A 17,284-nucleotide genomic window follows, 5' to 3' on the forward strand; every position below is an offset into this window, starting at 1 on the left:
CCAAATGAGGCCAATACACAGGTTTTAGATGAGGCATTTTGCCTGCCATAACTATAAAGATTACTTTTATACCTGATGATGAAGAGAATCAGCAACTGCTTGTATGTACTAAGCATACTTATACTGCTGGTTACGATGGCAGGATGTAAGGTACTGAATCTTGCCCCTCCGGTAGGTGCCAAACCAAAGGCTGATCGCCTGATGGCCATACAGAGCTCCCCCAACTTTAAGTATGGTCAGTTCCGGAACCTGGTGCCAACCAAAACTGGTCTCGACTTTTTAGGCTATACCAAGGTAATTTCGGTTAAGCTTGCCGGTAAGTTTTTCGGTGACAACGACCACCAGGAGCCAGCGCGGAAAATTCCGGTAATGAAAATCGACCTTACTCAATATGCTTGGGGTCAGGATTCGGCTACTGTAATTTCCTGGCTGGGCCACTCGGCTTCTTTTATTCAGATAGATGGTAAGCGCCTGCTGCTGGACCCCATGCTTAGCAATGTCGCTTCCCCCGTCAGCTTTGCTGGACCTAAACGCTTCTCCCCACCGGCCATCACCGCAGAAGAACTACCCCAGATTGATGCCATTCTCATATCTCACGACCATTACGACCACCTTGATTTTGATACTATCAAGAAACTCGGAAAGAAGACAAGGCACTTCTTCGTACCTCTGGGCATAGGAGTCCACCTGGAGCGTTGGGGCGTACCTGCCGAAAAGATAACTGAATTAGACTGGTGGCAGGAGGCCACTTTCATGGGGCTTAAGATTGTTGCGACTCCATCACGGCACTTCTCAGGTCGCGGCCTTAATAATGGTATGCAAACCCTCTGGAGTTCATGGGTTATTATAGGCCGCGTAAACCGGATCTTCTTCAGCGGCGACACCGGATACTCCAAAAGCTTTGCTGATATTGGCAGGAAGTATGGCCCCTTCGATATTACCCTGATGGAGTGCGGCCAATACAACAAACTGTGGCCCGACATTCACATGATACCCGAACAAAGCGTGCAGGCACACCTCGACCTGAAAGGAAAACTAATGATGCCCATACACTGGGGAGCCTTCGACCTAACCTCCTACTCCTGGAATGATCCTATAGAACGGGTAACCAAAGAAGCCAGAAAACTGGAAGTGAATATTACCACACCACGTATCGGCGAATCAGTTATCCTGCATAAATATGAGCCTGAACAGGTCTGGTGGCGGGAGTAACCCAGGATGGCATTTATTGTTGTAAATTAAAAATGTTAAATCGGCCCTGCCAAGGTTATGTTTTATTAAAGCTTATACATTATGTAGTTTACTTGCTTTGCTCTGGTGGCGTAAACTCATACCCCAACTGGCGTAGCGCGTCCGCCTCATTATAAAAAGTTAAGCTTTTCACGATTTTGCCATCCTCTATCAGGTAATTGGTATTTGCCCAGATAGTAATCGGTCCTCCCCCATTTTTATAATGAATATTCAACTCCGCCCAGTTGGCTACCCAATCGCCTTTGTTATCGCCGTCGGGTATACTTACACTGGCAAACCTTGACCGGTTATATTGAATTTTTTCATACAGGTTAGTGGCGTTGGCTTTCCAGTTCTCTACCGCCTGCTCTTTTCTGATTGAATCTCCGTAAGATGGTCCCATGCCAATATAGTTATCCCCCAGATAATTACTCATCGCATTGTAATCCAGGTTCTCCACGGCTTTTATATAGTTCTTAACCAGTTCAATGTTATCATCATTCTGCCTGGTACCAGTATTCTGTTTGTCTCCGGAAGAGGTACAGGCAACCAGGTAAATATTTGCTGCTGCTAAAAGGATCAGATGTTTCATATCAGTATTTTTAAACTATAGTCTTAAGTTCAGAATTCATTAAATGCTCCACACCAGCCATTATTTTATAGTGTATCCTTTCCCTTCTATACAGCCCGAAAATGCCCTAATATAACGACTCCAGTTTTCCTGTTCCTGGGCACTAACACTTGCTTGTATCTGCTGTTGTTCCGCCTTCTCTTGTTTTTTTCCTCTACGCCTGCCGGCTATAACACCGGTTATACCACCAATGGCTGCTCCTTCGCCAGCACCACCACCCACTATGGCTCCAATAGCGGCCCCTGCCGCTGCACCAGCAGCTCCACCCTTTAAGGCTTCACCGGTAGAGCTTGTTTCTGTTGGGGCTGCACCTTGCACTTTGGGCATGTTTGCCGGGTTAAGGCCGGTTTGTTGTATTGCCCAGTTATAGCACTCCGATTCATCTTTCTGTTGCTGTTCATTGCTTTGCCCCTTTGCCGGGTACACATACAAATTCAGCCCTCTCGATATCTGGTTATGACTTTGTGCTATAGTTTGGTGGGCAAAAACCACCAGGAATAAAACCAAAAGGAATAGACTGGCAGCTTTATTAATTAAATAGTTCGCTTTCATGTAATGATCTTTTGTAGTAAGGATAGATGCTACGCCATGATAACAGATAGAGGGAATTAAAGGGTGATATTAAAGCTTATAGTGGTGTTACTTACACCTCTTTAGAAGCCGGGGAAGTATAAGACAGTATATAATAAGTTAAGCCATTTCTGATCAGATCAGGAAGCCGTCCTCTCTCATTTTGGCAGCGACCGCATCCGCAATCTCATTGATTGTTTTATCTATATCAGTTGGATTAACCGTTTCCGTAGTTCCTGCCCAAACCAGTTTATCCGGGTTTACAGTGTATACTAATGTTTCTACCATATAATTTTTGTCAGTGGTGTAGTACCCGGGATCAGTATAGAATGCTGCCCCATACCCGTAATACCTGCCATAACCACCGTAATACCCGTGAGTTGCACCCGGCACATACCTGGTCTCCTCTTCTATATCCGCCAAACGCACCATTAAAATATGAGTGTATTGCCCGTCTGTCAGCATATTATTTAAGGCAGCTTCCCCACCTGACTTCATTGCCTCAGAATTAAGCATACTATAGGAAGCCACTGCTTTACCCGTCATGCGTTTAACCAGTTGGTCTTCCACCACACGTCGTGATGTTTCATCTTTCACCATGGCAATAACAAGTATTTTATTATTGGCGGCCTGGGTTACAGTTGCACCAGGGTCTCTCCAGGATTTAACGATTTGCGTAGTAGGCCCACAGGCGACCATAAATACTACCACAAATACAGCTATCAGAATTCCTCTCATAACTTTATCTTAACATTTATTTTTTTGTGTAGAGAGCAAACTAAGACACTTACAAGCAGAAGGGCTACTGCAGGTTTGTATTGATTATCGAATCAAATCGAATAGGCTAATTTGACCTCATTCTTTCCGTTTTTACCATCTACAGCTTCAATTAAAATTCTTTGCACAATGCTGTAAATAAGTAGTATGGCTGGTTGTATACTATAACAACGATTATTTGAAAGATTTAGTTATTTATAATAAAGGTTATATTTATAGCTCACAAACTTTCATCTGATCCAGTCATTTATCACGACTTAAACTATAGTTTTTCTGTTGATAAATGTGCTGTTGAGCAGCTAACTATAGCATCGGATAAAAAAAGAAATGAAGAATTTAAGGTGTGTAATGGCATAGCTATTTGTTATAAATCCCTTCAATTATTTACACAAGCATCTCAGAGCAGTATTAGAAAAAAACGTATTGATACCCGAATGATAAGACATCAAAAGTAGTACCGTTACCTGAATATACACTCGTATGAAACTGCAGTTTTACTACATGCTTCCCGGCAAAAGGTACGGCACAGGTAGCACCTACTCTCCAATGGTCAATCCGTCTGCCGGATGGTATATCATCTATTGAGACCTTTCCACCCTTGAACCAGTTACCATCTATACCAATCATTGATTGATTCTTAAAATAATAACTCACATGGGCTTGTGTACTCAGTAGCGGTTCTTGTTTCAGTATTTTGGTTTCCAGGTAAGCTGGGTTGCTTTCATAGAACCACATGCCTACATAGGCATCTGCATATACCTGATTGATTTTTTTAGAAGCACCTATTTCAGGCTTAAAAGCCCATCGGTGGGTCCCAAGATTAATTCTTTTATCGGTATAATATTGCCCTGTAGGTATAGAGGTAGTAAGGGTAATTCCTACAATAGTCTTTTGTGTGTACTTAACAAAGTCTTTCCTTTCCAGGGCCGGAGAGCCAATCAGGTTTATACCTATCTGTACCCTTGTATCACCAAGTCCGTTACGTGCAATACTTGTATCCTGCCCGATTACCTTTGCCTGGCCTGCTAAATCCACATAGGGCACAGTTACATGCATGCGTGCCAGCTTATGTGCAACCCCAAAAGTGCGGACATACCGAAAGGCATAAGTATGTGCTGTTAATGTAAAATCTTCAATAGGCAAAGAGGCATCAACAGCAACACTACCTTTTGTGTAAGCATAGCCTAATGCTACCGCATTCAGATCTTTGGGTAAATTGGCATAGGCCCTTGCCTCCAGTTCCTGGCTATTGGCACTTCCACTAAATCCGACACATATCAACAGCAGCCAGAATGCTTTTACGAAGAACTGATTATTACTTAAAATGTATACCCAGACGTTAGCGCTAGTGGGGTGTTGACCTGACTTTTGGTTTGTGCGAAAGTCTTGCAATGCCTCCATCATTTCATACCCACATTTCTGGTCAATATCAATAGTTAAGCTCTATTCTATTTCACTTTTCCAGTTGATTTTTAAGTCACTAAATTAGTGTTAAGTGAGTTTAACAAAGTAATTAGACCGGGAGCGCACAATGCCTTACTGTAGCAGGCGCTCCCGGCCAAATACGTCACCCATCCTTATTTGCAGAGTTTTCACCGTCACCACTGAAGCTGCCCTGTTCAGTTGCAGTCTGCTGTTGCTCTGATGAAATGGAACCAGATGCATCTACCACCATCTCGCTTGAATTTGCATCTCTTATCACTTCTTCAGTAATCATTTCCTTTGCGGACTCCTCTTTTTTAACGAATACTGCCCCCTTACCTGCCTTAAGCAAGCTTTCTGCGTCCAGCATACCGTAGAGCTGGATGAACTTTGCCACGAGCCCGGTCCAGCCTGTCTGATGGCTGGCGCCAAGGCCGGCTCCATTGTCGCCATGAAAGTACTCATAAAAGAGGATATGGTCCCTCCAGTGGGGATCGGTCTGGAATTTCTCTGTGCCACCATAGACAGGGCGCCGGCCATTTTTATCCGGCAGGAAGATACGGGTAAGTCGATCCGAGATTTCCTTGCTCACCTCGAAGAGGTTCATCAGCTTGCCGGAGCCGGTAGGGCATTCTATTTTAAAATTGTCGCCGTAGTAGGCATAGAACTGTAGTAGCGCCCGGATGATGAGCGCATTTACAGGCATCCAGACCGGCCCACGCCAGTTGGAGTTGCCGCCAAACATCCCGGTGTTCGACTCGCCCGGCAGATAGTCTACCCGGTATTCTCGATCACCCGTGTTAAAGACATAGGGGTGCTGCTCATGGAACTTGGAGAGCGAGCGAATGCCATGAGGGCTGAGAAATTCGTTCTCGTCAAGCATCTTGGTAAGTATCCGGCGTAATCGCTCAGGTGTGATTAAGGACATAATCCCGCGCTCGGCCTCACCGTAATGTCCGGGACCTACTGGATGTATATGCTCCAAAAGCTCGGGCATGCGCTCCAAACGCTGCTGTAAAAGGGCAAAAGCATGCGGAATTTGCTCACGTTGCCACTTTTCTGTTACCGTGACAGCGCATAAAGGAAGGAGTCCCACCATGGAGCGTACCTTCAGCTTCTGAGCACTGCCATCGGGCAGCCGCAGCAGGTCGTAGTAAAATCCGTCTTCTTCGTCCCACATGCCCTCCTGATCAGAGCGATTCATGGCAGCCGCGATATAGTAGAAGTGCTCTACGAATTTCAAAACCATGTCTTCGTAGATGGGGTCTTCCGCGGCGAGCTCTACTGCAAGTTCTGCCATGTTTTGGGTAAAGAGGGCCATCCAGGCCGTGCCGTCCGCCTGTTCGAGATAGCCGCCGGTGGGCAGCGGTGCGCTGCGGTCAAAAACGCCTATATTATCGAGGCCAAGAAAACCTCCTTCAAAAACATTCTTGCCGAAGCGGTCTTTGCGGTTTACCCACCAGGTGAAGTTAAGCAGGAGCTTATTAAATGCAGCCCTAAGGAAGTCAATGTCAGCCTCTCCGCGCATGGCCTGCTCAGTGCGGTGCAGGAAGAGTGTTGCCCAGGCATGTACAGGCGGGTTCACGTCGCTGAAGTTCCACTCGTAGGCAGGCAACTGTCCGCTTGGGTGCAGGTAAACCCCGCGGAGCATCAGTTTCATCTGAGTCTTAGCAAAGTCAGGGTCTACAATAGAGAGCGGGAGCGTATGGAAAGCCAGGTCCCAGGCAGCATACCAGGGGTACTCCCACTTGTCTGGCATAGAGATAATATCCTCATTCAGCATATGGAACCACTCCTTGTTCCGGAACTCACGTTTCCCTCCCAAGAGCGGGTTAGCGCGGTGTTCTTCCAGCCATTTATCAGCGTCGAAGAAGTAGTACTGCTTGCTCCACAGCATACCGGCTATGGCCTGGCGCATGACAGCAGCCGCTTCCGGGGAAACTGAAGGCGGGGTAACGGACTGGTAGAACTCATCCGCCTCCCGTAGCCTGGAAGCCATGATATCGTCAAATGCTGTTTTGAAGAAATCATCTTGTTTTTTAGCCTCTGCGCCTGGTTCATCCGGCAGGTGAGTCAGGCGCAGCCGTACCGTGGCAGATTGGCCGGCCTCGATCGTGAACCGATAATTGGCGGCCATCTTGGTTCCGGTCTTTTCGGGATTTACCGCTTCCTGTTGCCCTTTAACCACATAGTTGTTGATGCCATCCTTTGTATACCTGCTTTCATTCTCACCTTCCAGGTGTAGCAGTTCCCTGTTTGTTTCGTTGTCTGTAAAAAGTAATGGCACATCTCCTTCGCATGACAGGGTATAGTTATCCATGCCCTCGCGCATAACCAACGCAGTGCTAACTCCATTCGCTCCTTCTACCTGGCTGATATTTGGCTTCTGCCCGGCAGGGGTAGCCAACCATGCGGCCCAATCGTTTCGGAACCAAAGCGTTGGCAGCAGGTGTAATTCAGCTGCCTCAGGCCCCCGATTAACTGCCGTTATTTTTATTAATATGTCTTCAGGGTCAGCTTTGGCATACTCTACAAATACATCAAAGTACCGGTCATCATTAAAGACACCGGTGTCAAGTAATTCATATTCAAATTCGTTCTTGGATCGTCTGCGGTTCGTCTCCACCAGATCAGAATAGGGAAATGCCGACTGCGGATACTTATACAAGTACTTCATGTATGAGTGGGTTGGTGTGCTGTCGAGGTAGAAGTAGTACTCCTTAACATCTTCACCGTGGTTGCCTTCGCTGTTAGTTAGGCCGAAAAGCCGCTCCTTCAGGATTGGGTCTTTTCCGTTCCAGAGGGCCAGTGCAAAGCAAAGGAGCTGCCTGTCGCCGGAAATGCCGGCCAAACCATCTTCACCCCAACGGTAAGTGCGGGAGCGTGCCTGGTCGTGTGTAAAGTAATCCCAGGCATTTCCTCCTTCACTATAGTCCTCGCGCACGGTGCCCCACTGTCGTTCGCTTAAGTAGGGTCCCCACTTTTTCCATGCTGCCTTTCCAGTGCGATCGTCCTCAAGGCGGCTTTGTTCGATGGTTAGTTCAGATTTCATATAATATACTTAAACTCTTCATAATTGCCCATGATTTCTGCCAGGTTAATTGTCACCTTAAGCGAAAGACTTTAAGCTGAAATTGCCTCATCTTTAGCCTTTAAACTAGCAGGTTAATGAGATTTGTAATCACATACAGTGTTATATAACTGCATTAAAATGCCTCCGCAATTACTTTTAACCTGTTTTCTATACATCTGATGAAACTAGCATTCATAAAAATGAAGAAATGCGGAACAAAAACAATCAATTATTTGTATAGTGCAATTTTTTGATAAAAGTTACTTTGGGAAGCCCTTATTTGGTGAAGTGAATGATAATTTTTGTGAAGGAAATGCTTTGTATTACTAACTGTACTTTAATCAAACTTTTTAAGGTAGAAAGGCAAAAGTGCTAGTCCAGCAAAATACTCAATAATTGTTCTCAAATAATGCTTTATACCATGCAGATACCGTTGTCGCACTACAAAACACTCTATCATACTTGCCGTAATATAAATTGTACTATGGCTTTAATAGTCATAATTATTTTGCAAATTATCGACTCCTGCTGTTAGCAATAATATAGGTAGTGCTGCTTAAAAAACTTTAACCTTACTATTTATTCTCTTCAATTTATGCCAGGATTTAGCTGCTTAAGTCATAAATAGTGTAAGTATAAATTCTGCACTTGCTTTAATGGATATCCTATAGCTAAAAAAGTTGGCTATTAGAAGCGTAACCGGCCAAAGTAGATAACAGATGAAAAATTAACGTTACTAACAGAGATAATGCACCGGCACCCCACCATAGTAACAACTAATTTCCGGAAAGGGTATGTGAGGCCTGAACTAAAATGGTTACTGGTAGTCATAAGTATCCTGCTCTCCCTGGCTTCATGCCGCCCTCCGTTAGCTACTACTTCTCCCCGGTACCTGCCTGATGGAAAGTATAAAATTAAGCAAGAAGGTAAAGTAAGAGAGGCAACAGTTATCAACCATAACGATACTGCCTTCCTGCTTCTGGATGATAGGCAAACCCTTATTCCTGCCGCTAAGTATTTAGACGCCAATATCAAAAGTGCATTTGTAAACAAAGCCTTCGGGTTTAACGTGATTACAGTACCTTTCAAATTCCGGCCGCCACAGGACGACGTTCCTCAGCAACTTAACACTTCCTTCAACGCAGCGCTAGCCGCAGGATTTCGGAGCGACAGGTATACCTATAAAAAAGTAACATTAGCGCCTGGCTTGCAAAGGCGGGAAAGGTTTCATAGTGGCTACGGAGTAGGCCTGTTTTTAGGAGCCGGTACCGTTTTGGTGCGGAGTGCGTTTATTAATAACGCCTTACCACACGACTACGACGGCATGGTTGTTTACTATGGAGGATCTATAGTTTTAGGCTTAGGCAGGTTCAATACAGGTATAGCGTTGGGCTTCGACCTGCTGGCTGATAAGTATAAAGATCTCTGGATCTACCAAAACAAGCCTTGGATAGGTGCAGTTCTCGGCGTTAAGTTATAAAACATGAAGATCATCTTATACCTATTTTGCAGAGTAAAGTTCTACTCCCTAAGTATAAGATGATCTTTCAGCTTGTACAAGATGCTGACGATAAGAACCTGCCATGTATTAAACCCGCTTCTATAGAATTTGAATTCTGCTATTCGATTATCTTCTTCTGCCACCGCCTCCCCGTGACATCCCCCCTCTGCTGCCCATCGATCTTGAGGCATTATAGTTACGGCTCGAGCTCCTGCTTCGCATCTGGCTTTCGCGGTTCATACTTCCTCTATCGAAATTTGAAGCAGATTGCCAGCTTCTGCTACTGTTATTCCGCTGGTTCCAGTTGCCCTGGTTATCTCTTCGATATACATCACCGTTTCTGTCAGCATAGACATTATTGGCTGTATTAGCAGGTCTGGCTGTTGGCCTGTTGTCAAGCCCTCCCCGGTTGGCCGTAGTTGGTCGGTCGGCACCAGCTCTTCTGTCAGTTGTAGTAGGTCTGTTGGCAGCTGCTCTATCAGTTGCTCTTCTGTCCGTTACAGCACCTCTGTCAGCAGTAGAAGGTCTGGTAGTTGCCCTTTCTCTACCCCTGATATCTTCTCGTGTAGCAACACCTGGTCTATCTTTATAAACATTATTACGACCACCATTAACCCGGTTTCTGTCGCCCCTATCCACATTCCTATCTCCCCGGTTTACAGTTCTATCCCCTCTGTCAATATTTACATCAACGTCTCCATAATGTGATACATGGCCCCAGCCATATCCGGGATAACATCCGCCATGAAACCAACCATGCAATGCCGCGCCAACAAAAAGTCCCACAGTCAGGCCCACAAAGGCTGAACCTGCATACCAGCCAGCATATGGATTATAGGCGTATCCCATGCCCCAGGTAACAGGAGCCGGATAGTATACACTACCATACCATGGCGGGTAATAATAGCCTGTACCATATACCACGGTAGGGCCATCTACATAACTACCCACATAGCCCGGCGTATACCCTACCACCACGTATTCTGGTGTGGTTTCATATATGTACACGTATTTGGTATTGTACGCTTCGCTGCTGGCCGGTATATTTTCAACATCTTTTGGTCTTTCGGTGGCAACGGCCCATGGGCCTGTAGGATTAGAAGCTACAAACCAGACACCGTTATCAAGCGCGAAATACCTTCCTGATGCATCTTTCAACACAGTAATATTGGAGTTTTCGGCCAATTCCAGTGAAGTACCTTCAATATCATCGAATTTCGGCTTACCATCATATTCTACCTTAGTGGTAGCAGTTTTACGATCCACTTTGGCTGTTTGTGGAATTTCAGCATCAATTTTGGCTTCTTCTGCAGCCTCAGTACCTGCTACACTTGCCAATACTGCATCTCTTTCAGATCCTTCCGGTATTTTGGCAAAGTCTGCGGGTAATTTATCTGCACCAACATATTGCCATGGCCCCTGCAAAGATGATGCAGCAAACCACCTGCCAGCGATTAAAATATATGTTTTCTGGTTATCAATTGCCTTAAAAACCAGGTTAGGGGAATTATCTAAATACAGGAGGTTAGTTCCCAACACGTTTTTATATACCGGCTCTCCCGTAGTTTGCAGCAGCTCGGCTGGTTCCGTGCTAACAATTATCTCTCTTACCACTGGCTTTTCAGGTTCCGCGCCCTGAAGCTCCTCCTGCTCCTGCTTCTTGATCTGCGCATCTATGGATTTTACTTTAGCAGACAGCTTTGTATTCTGAGACCAACCACTTTTTACAGAAGTTGATTTATACCAGAGCCCCCCCACATATAAATTCCATTGATTGCCTTCCTTAAAGATCAAATAAGGGGAGTTCACCACCCGGTCAGCATCCAGTTCTATATCTTTCTGGATCTTTGGTTCCCCATCCAGGATCACGAGGGTGCTTGGTTTATCACGGTACAGTATTTTAGGTGGCTTGTTATTGAAATCTGCACCCGAGGCGATATTTTCTTTTCTGATGGTAGCTACCAGTTCATCAAGTGTTGTTTCTAGCTTCCATTTAGGTACTTCTGTTTCTATCAGGTTGGTGAGTTTGTCGATTTTTGTCTGGTCTTCAACACCCGGGAATTTAGCCTTGGTAATGTTCAAAGTTTCCAGGGTTGCCATACGGGTATCTTTATCCGTACTTATGGTTGCTTCATAAAAAATGGCTCCGAAAATAGGCTCATCTTTCGCCGTCGGATTAACGGATACAGCAGCTCTTCCGGTTAATTTATTCCCGGTCAGGTCATCAGGTTGAGGTTGGTAAATGACTACTTTACCACCTGATTTAAGGGCAATTTCCTTTGGCCACGTATTTTGCGCTAAAGAAAAAGTGCTGATAAAAGTAGTTACTATAAGTAATACAATTCTAGATACCATTATTAAATCATTTACATAAAAAGTACTATGATTTGCTGCAAATTTCACTCGGAATCTTACTCAGGCAATGGTCTTCGAATTGATAAATTCTTAGCTTAAGTACCTGAGATTAGAACAGGAAGGGACTGGTTATTTGAAATTGTTTTATGCAAGTTGGATACTTCATTCTAAAGGCTCTTTTAAATCCTAATAGATAAATGAGCAAGCCTATAAGCACATCACACATGTGCCACCCGCAATTCCTACTTCATTCCTTTATATCAACTTAAGGAAATGTTAAGCTTTTATACTTATAACTACCTTTATTTCTATAGATAGCATTTACATTATTTACGATTAAACAATAAAAAATGGGCTGATTTTGATATAAAGTTGTTATAACAATTATGTTATTTAGTGAAAGTTTGGTTTAATACTGTGGATATTACTCACATTTTATTTAACTAAAGTATTTAAATTTTAATTGCACGTATAATTATTATACAGTTTCAAAATATATTAATACCCGATTCTTTAATACAAGACTCAAATCACCCTTAGTATAATATAGATTGTATCTATTTACCCTGATTTCCAGAAAATCAGGTACTCTCCGGTGCGAAACAACCGCATCATACAATTACTGTTCATTACTGCTCCGGACAGTAGTATACTTAGCTAAAAGCTATAGCTAAGCTGATCATATCTCCAGATTTTTTGTACCAACCATTAGTTCCTATGAAAAATTTATTTACCCTGGCTTTTGTCATACAAAGTTTATTTGCTTCAGTAGCTACAGCTCAACAAGCTGAGCCACAGCAACAAAGACCAGTAAGTATGGAAATTTATGGGCATGCCATGACCGATGCCATTTACGATTTCAAACAAGTAGATCCTAACTGGTTTGATGTATTAAGGCCAACAAAATTACCTGCATTCGATAATCAGTTTGGTGCTGATAGAGAGATGCACTTCAGTGTCAGGCAAACCCGGTTTGGTGTCAAAGGCTATTTACCTACAGCTCTAGGCGAACTTAAAACCACATTCGAATTTGAGCTTTTTGGTACCGGTGTAGACGCCGGACAAACCACTTTCCGGTTACGGCATGCTTATGGCGAGCTTGGAAAATTTGGTGCCGGACAGTACTGGAGTCCTTTTATGGACATTGATGTATTCCCGAACTCATTGGAATACTGGGGGCCGAACGGTATGGTGTTTTTCCGCAATATTCAGGTACGCTATATGCCTATACAGGGTGATACCCGCCTTACCATTGCGCTCGAAAGACCTGGTGCAAGTGCTGACCAAGGGATTTATGAAGATAGGGTTGAACTTGAGGGGGTAAGCCCCCAGTTTACACTTCCTGACCTCTCTGCTGAGTACAGGTTTGGTCAATCCTGGGGCTATGTTGAACTGGCTGGAATGCTGCGCCGAATTGCATGGGAAGACCAAGGCAATACTCAGTTTGACTTAAGTGGTGACGACATCGGCTGGGGACTAAACCTGAGCTCAGGTATAAAATTCTTGGAAAAAGATATGCTCCACCTCCAGGTTGTTTATGGCGAAGGTATCCAGAACTATATGAATGACGCCCCTGTGGATATAGGTATTGAGAACCGCCCTGATGACCCTGTACGCCCAATCGAAGGTGTAGCACTCCCGGTACTAGGTGTTGTTGCTTTTTACGACCATTACTGGAGCGATAAGTTCAGCAGCACTATCGGCTATTCTATGTTAGATATAGATAACTCAGAGGCACAGGCACCCTCAGCATTCAAAAAAGGACAATATGCTTTAACCGACCTTATATATTACCCTACTTCTAATGTATTGATGGGCGTGGAATTCCAGTGGGGAGATCGGGAAAATTTTAATGACGGATGGAGTGTATCGGATTACAGGCTACAGTTTTCCTTCAAGTATAACTTCAATCAGAAGTTCTATCGTGAAGCTACAGACGAAGGCCAGTAAAGATGCATAGCCAGCAAGTACTAAGGTGGGTAAATCAACCTTGCATATAAATGAGGATTTGGAATTTCAAAATATGATGCTATGAAAAATCAATTTATTAATAGAGATTTTATCGCTCTTCTTGTATCTACTGCATTTCTTTTCTCTACCAATACTGGTGCATTTGCACAGACAGAAAAGAAAAGAGCAGCAACTACTACCCCACAAAAAGGGCAGATTGAATCTGTTCTGAAAGAAACTTATAACAAGTATAAAGATCTAAAAGAAGGAAAAAATGCCGATTATATACCCGAACTGGCTAAAGTACCCTCAGACCAGTTTGCAATCGTAATCATTGGCCCTGACGGCCATGTTTACAGCCAGGGCGATGTAGATGCGCTTTATTCTATTCAATCTATATCCAAAGTACTGACACTTGCCCGCGCCATAGAGGAATCAGGAGCCAAGGCAGTTCAGGATAAGATCGGGGTAGACCCTACAGGAGAGCGATTTAATTCTGCATTAGCGATAGAACAAAACAAAGGCAAAGAGATTAACCCGCTTGTAAATGCCGGAGCCATAGCAACAACAAGTATGCTGAAGGGCAACACGTACGAAGAAAAATGGAAAAACATTATACAAACGCATAACGACTTTGCCGGTAGAAAACTTGAAGTAAACGAGCCTGTTTATAAAAGTGAGGCCGCCACAAACCAACACAACCAGGCGCTGGCCTCACTTATGAACTCTTTTGAGCGCATGTATTTTGATCCGCCAAAATCGGTAGACCTCTATACAAAACAATGTGCCATTAACATAAATACCAAAGACCTGGCAATGATTGCGGCTACCTTAGCCAACGGCGGTACAAACCCGGTTACCAAGAAAAAAGTGGTTTCGCCTCAAACAGTGGCACATGTGCTGCCGGTTATGGCCACCTGCGGCCTTTACGACGACTCCGGCATCTGGTTCTATAACGTTGGTTTGCCAGCTAAAAGTGGTGTTGGCGGCGGTATAATGGCCATTGTGCCCGGTCAGTATGGTATTGCTGCATTTTCACCAAGGCTGGATGAAGCCGGAAACAGCATCCGTGCCCAGCGGGCAATAACTGACATAGTAAATAAGCTTAACCTGAACCCATACCTGATACATTCCAATACTTCTGGTGCAGCTAAAAAGTGAAGGTATGAAGACAGGTTTAAATGAAAGCTTGCTGCAGGCTAAGGTATGGACAGGTCCTGTTAAATATAGAATAATCTCCTCAGGTTGGTTAAAAGAAGCCAGTGCGATCATACTTCTGATCGTACTGGCACTTTTTTCACCAGCCCGATTACAGGCACAGGACGACACAAAGGTAGAAGCTTATGATACACTGAAACTGGAACTGGAGAAATACCCCAATACAACTTCAGGAGAGTTTACGCCGGGCCGGGGATTCGATATTTATAAAAGTAAATGGGGAAGTCTCAACCTGAGCATTTATGGCTTGTTCCGCTATATTAACCAGCAAGACTCCGACAGAAAATATATAGATCACCTGGGCAGGGAAAAGCCGGTAGATCCTCGACAGGATTTCCAATGGCATCGTACATTTGTTTGGGCTTCCGGCTTCTTTTATACTCCCAGGTTCAGGTATGTTATTAGTCTGTGGTCCTTACCTACAACAGACCAGACGCTCTTATTTGGTAACTTTCAGTACCGCTTTCACCGAGCCGCTACATTGGGCGCGGGTATCGGCCCCAATCTTGGTGTGCGGTCCATGCAAGGTCCGTGGCCATTCTTTATGTCATCTGACAGGATCATGGCTGAGGAAGCCTTACGACCTGGCTTTACATCGGGTATCTGGGTGAACGGAGAAGCACTGCCCCGGTTACACTACTGGCTGTTTATGGGTAATAACATGAGCCAACTAGGTATAACTGCCAACCAGCTTACCCGGCATCTTACTAAAAGTGCCAGCGTTTGGTGGATGCCTACTACAGGAGAGTTTGGCCCAAGGGGTGGCTTTGGAGATTTTGAGCAGCATGAAAAAGGCGCTACCCGCTTTGGAGCCTCATTCGTTTATGCTCGTGAAGACAGGTCAAATGCCATTTCTAATCCAACGCCGGCCAGTACCCAGATCCGCATCTCTGATGGCTCTTATCTGTTTGAAACCGGCGCTTTAGCTGATGGCGTTACCGTGCAGCGTGCTAACTATGAGATTCTTTCTGTAGATGCCGGTTGGAAGTATAGAGGACTTCACCTGCAGACGGAGTTCTTTTTCCGCAGGCTCTATGATTTCAATTCTACCGGTCCGTTGCCTATAAGCGAAATCAATGATAACGGATTTTATGTTCAGGCTTCTTATCCTATTATCAAGAAGCGGTTGCATATGTATGGTGCATACTCCATGGTGGTGGATGAGTTTGATCGGGATCCCTGGGAGGTTGTAGGGGGCCTGAACTATTACCCTTCAGGTACCAGAAACTGGCGCTTAAACCTGCACGCACTACGGGTAGAGAAATCGCCTGCCGGCTCACAGTTTGGCTTTTACGTTCCCGGGCAAACTGGTGCAACACTTTCAATAGGAACCGATATTCTGTTATGATGTAATTTCAAAACAAGGCTTTTCACTTCAAAGTATTCAATGAAGAACCTTCTACTATCTACACGCTCTAGCCGGGTTGTCAGTATTATAATTTCTGCCATACTGCTGATGCTGTTTTTAACACATACTGCTGAAGCCCAAAAGAGAAACAGGCAAACCCAGGCACCTCCTGACAATACCTTTCATGATTCCCATTTTCACCTGACTAACTACATCCAGGAAGGCGTCGATATTCATAAGTATTTAGAAATTATGGGCAGCCGCGTTGGCCGGTCTACGCTGTTTGGCATACCCTTGCAACAAATGTGGTATTACCCTAACTCAGGCAACTATGCTCCTACTTATTACCTGCAAAGCGATGCCCCACTCTATTATTATTCTTTTACTGACGCTTATATAGCAAGTATCTATAACTCTCTTTCAAAAGAAGAGAAACAACGCTTCGACCCTATGATTATAGGCTTTAACCCGGCTGATATGTATGCAAAAGCTCATATAAAAAGGGTGCTCCATACTTTTCCGGGTGTATTTACCGGTATCGGAGAATTCAGCATACACAAAGAGTTTGTTTCTGCAAAAGTAGCCGGTGAAGTTGCCAGCCTTACCAATCCTGCCCTTGACAGCCTGCTGGATTTTGCAGGAGAAGTTGGCTTGGTGGTGCTTTTTCATAATGATATGGATATGCCTTTTGCCAAAGCCGGTACAGAGCCAATATACTTAACCCAAATGAAAGACTTACTGAAAAGACATCCCAAAACAACAATTATCTGGGCACATGTGGGCTTAGGAAGGATAGTACGCCCGATTCAGGGCTCCCCTTCGGCTCCGTCAACAGAACGCACGCCCAGGCAAATGCAGATTGTGGACGATATTCTTTCGGACCCTGCGCTACGGCATGTATACTTTGATATCTCCTGGGATGAGGTTGCCAAGTACATTGTGGCTTCGCCGGAAGTGCTACGAAATTCTATCACAATTCTTAACCGATATCCTGACCGTTTTCTTTTTGGATCAGATGTGGTAGCACCTACAAGTCCGGAGATGTATTATGCAGTGTACAACATGTACGAGCCACTTTGGAAGGGACTTAAACCGGAAACCAGTGAAAAATTACGGAAGGGTAATTACGAGCGGATTTTTAACGAAGCCAGGCAAAAAGTACGACAATGGGAGAAGGTGCATGTAAGTACCGGAGCTAAAAAATAGCAA

Annotated in this window: 12 protein-coding genes; 6 read left to right on the forward strand and 6 right to left on the reverse strand. The window is 44.5% G+C overall.

Annotation, left to right across the window (positions count from 1 at the left end):
- The first annotated feature begins 75 nt into the window (after nucleotides 1–75).
- Entirely contained in the window at nucleotides 76–1,212 is a 1,137-nt protein-coding gene (locus MJ612_RS06200) for an MBL fold metallo-hydrolase (protein WP_187030479.1), read from the forward strand.
- 88 nt (nucleotides 1,213–1,300) lie between these two features.
- Here MJ612_RS06200 and MJ612_RS06205 read toward each other — a convergent pair whose 3' ends face one another.
- The 5 genes from MJ612_RS06205 to MJ612_RS06225 all read right to left on the reverse strand — a co-directional run bounded on the left by MJ612_RS06205 (nucleotide 1,301) and on the right by MJ612_RS06225 (nucleotide 7,574).
- A complete protein-coding gene (locus tag MJ612_RS06205) occupies nucleotides 1,301–1,822 on the reverse strand; it encodes a nuclear transport factor 2 family protein (protein ID WP_187030481.1) in 522 nt (173 codons plus the stop codon).
- Between the two features lie 60 nt (nucleotides 1,823–1,882).
- The gene (locus MJ612_RS06210) at nucleotides 1,883–2,413 is read right to left on the reverse strand and encodes a glycine zipper domain-containing protein (protein ID WP_187030483.1); all 531 of its coding nucleotides are present in this window, start codon (nucleotides 2,411–2,413) and stop codon (nucleotides 1,883–1,885) included.
- Between the two features lie 153 nt (nucleotides 2,414–2,566).
- Nucleotides 2,567–3,169: a hypothetical protein gene (locus tag MJ612_RS06215; protein ID WP_187030485.1), complete on the reverse strand. Its 603-nt coding sequence runs from the start codon at nucleotides 3,167–3,169 to the stop codon at nucleotides 2,567–2,569.
- A gap of 447 nt (nucleotides 3,170–3,616) precedes the next feature.
- Entirely contained in the window at nucleotides 3,617–4,612 is a 996-nt protein-coding gene (locus MJ612_RS06220; RefSeq protein WP_222619609.1) for a transporter, read from the reverse strand.
- Nucleotides 4,613–4,775: 163 nt separating this feature from the next.
- Nucleotides 4,776–7,574: an MGH1-like glycoside hydrolase domain-containing protein gene (locus MJ612_RS06225; RefSeq protein WP_317233041.1), complete on the reverse strand. Its 2,799-nt coding sequence runs from the start codon at nucleotides 7,572–7,574 to the stop codon at nucleotides 4,776–4,778.
- A gap of 877 nt (nucleotides 7,575–8,451) precedes the next feature.
- Between MJ612_RS06225 and MJ612_RS06230 the strand changes: the two genes are divergently transcribed.
- Nucleotides 8,452–9,183 (forward strand): hypothetical protein, encoded by a 732-nt coding sequence (locus MJ612_RS06230; protein ID WP_187030489.1) that lies wholly within the window; start codon nucleotides 8,452–8,454, stop codon nucleotides 9,181–9,183.
- Between the two features lie 147 nt (nucleotides 9,184–9,330).
- Here the strand turns inward: MJ612_RS06230 and MJ612_RS06235 are convergent, their stop codons facing one another.
- Nucleotides 9,331–11,559 (reverse strand): hypothetical protein, encoded by a 2,229-nt coding sequence (locus MJ612_RS06235; RefSeq protein WP_187030490.1) that lies wholly within the window; start codon nucleotides 11,557–11,559, stop codon nucleotides 9,331–9,333.
- Nucleotides 11,560–12,276: 717 nt separating this feature from the next.
- On the opposite strand from MJ612_RS06235, the gene MJ612_RS06240 reads away from it, so the two are divergent.
- The 4 genes from MJ612_RS06240 to MJ612_RS06255 all read left to right on the forward strand — a co-directional run bounded on the left by MJ612_RS06240 (nucleotide 12,277) and on the right by MJ612_RS06255 (nucleotide 17,281).
- Nucleotides 12,277–13,509: a DcaP family trimeric outer membrane transporter gene (locus MJ612_RS06240; RefSeq protein ID WP_187030492.1), complete on the forward strand. Its 1,233-nt coding sequence runs from the start codon at nucleotides 12,277–12,279 to the stop codon at nucleotides 13,507–13,509.
- 81 nt (nucleotides 13,510–13,590) lie between these two features.
- The gene (gene glsA, locus MJ612_RS06245; RefSeq protein WP_187030494.1) at nucleotides 13,591–14,670 is read left to right on the forward strand and encodes a glutaminase A; all 1,080 of its coding nucleotides are present in this window, start codon (nucleotides 13,591–13,593) and stop codon (nucleotides 14,668–14,670) included.
- 4 nt (nucleotides 14,671–14,674) lie between these two features.
- Nucleotides 14,675–16,075, forward strand: a complete 1,401-nt coding sequence (locus tag MJ612_RS06250; protein ID WP_187030496.1) for a porin family protein — start codon at nucleotides 14,675–14,677, stop codon at nucleotides 16,073–16,075.
- Nucleotides 16,076–16,183: 108 nt separating this feature from the next.
- A complete protein-coding gene (locus tag MJ612_RS06255) occupies nucleotides 16,184–17,281 on the forward strand; it encodes an amidohydrolase family protein (protein ID WP_187030816.1) in 1,098 nt (365 codons plus the stop codon).
- The last annotated feature ends 3 nt before the right edge of the window (nucleotides 17,282–17,284 follow it).

This window comes from Pontibacter deserti, assembly GCF_023630255.1.
Lineage (GTDB): Bacteria > Bacteroidota > Bacteroidia > Cytophagales > Hymenobacteraceae > Pontibacter > Pontibacter deserti.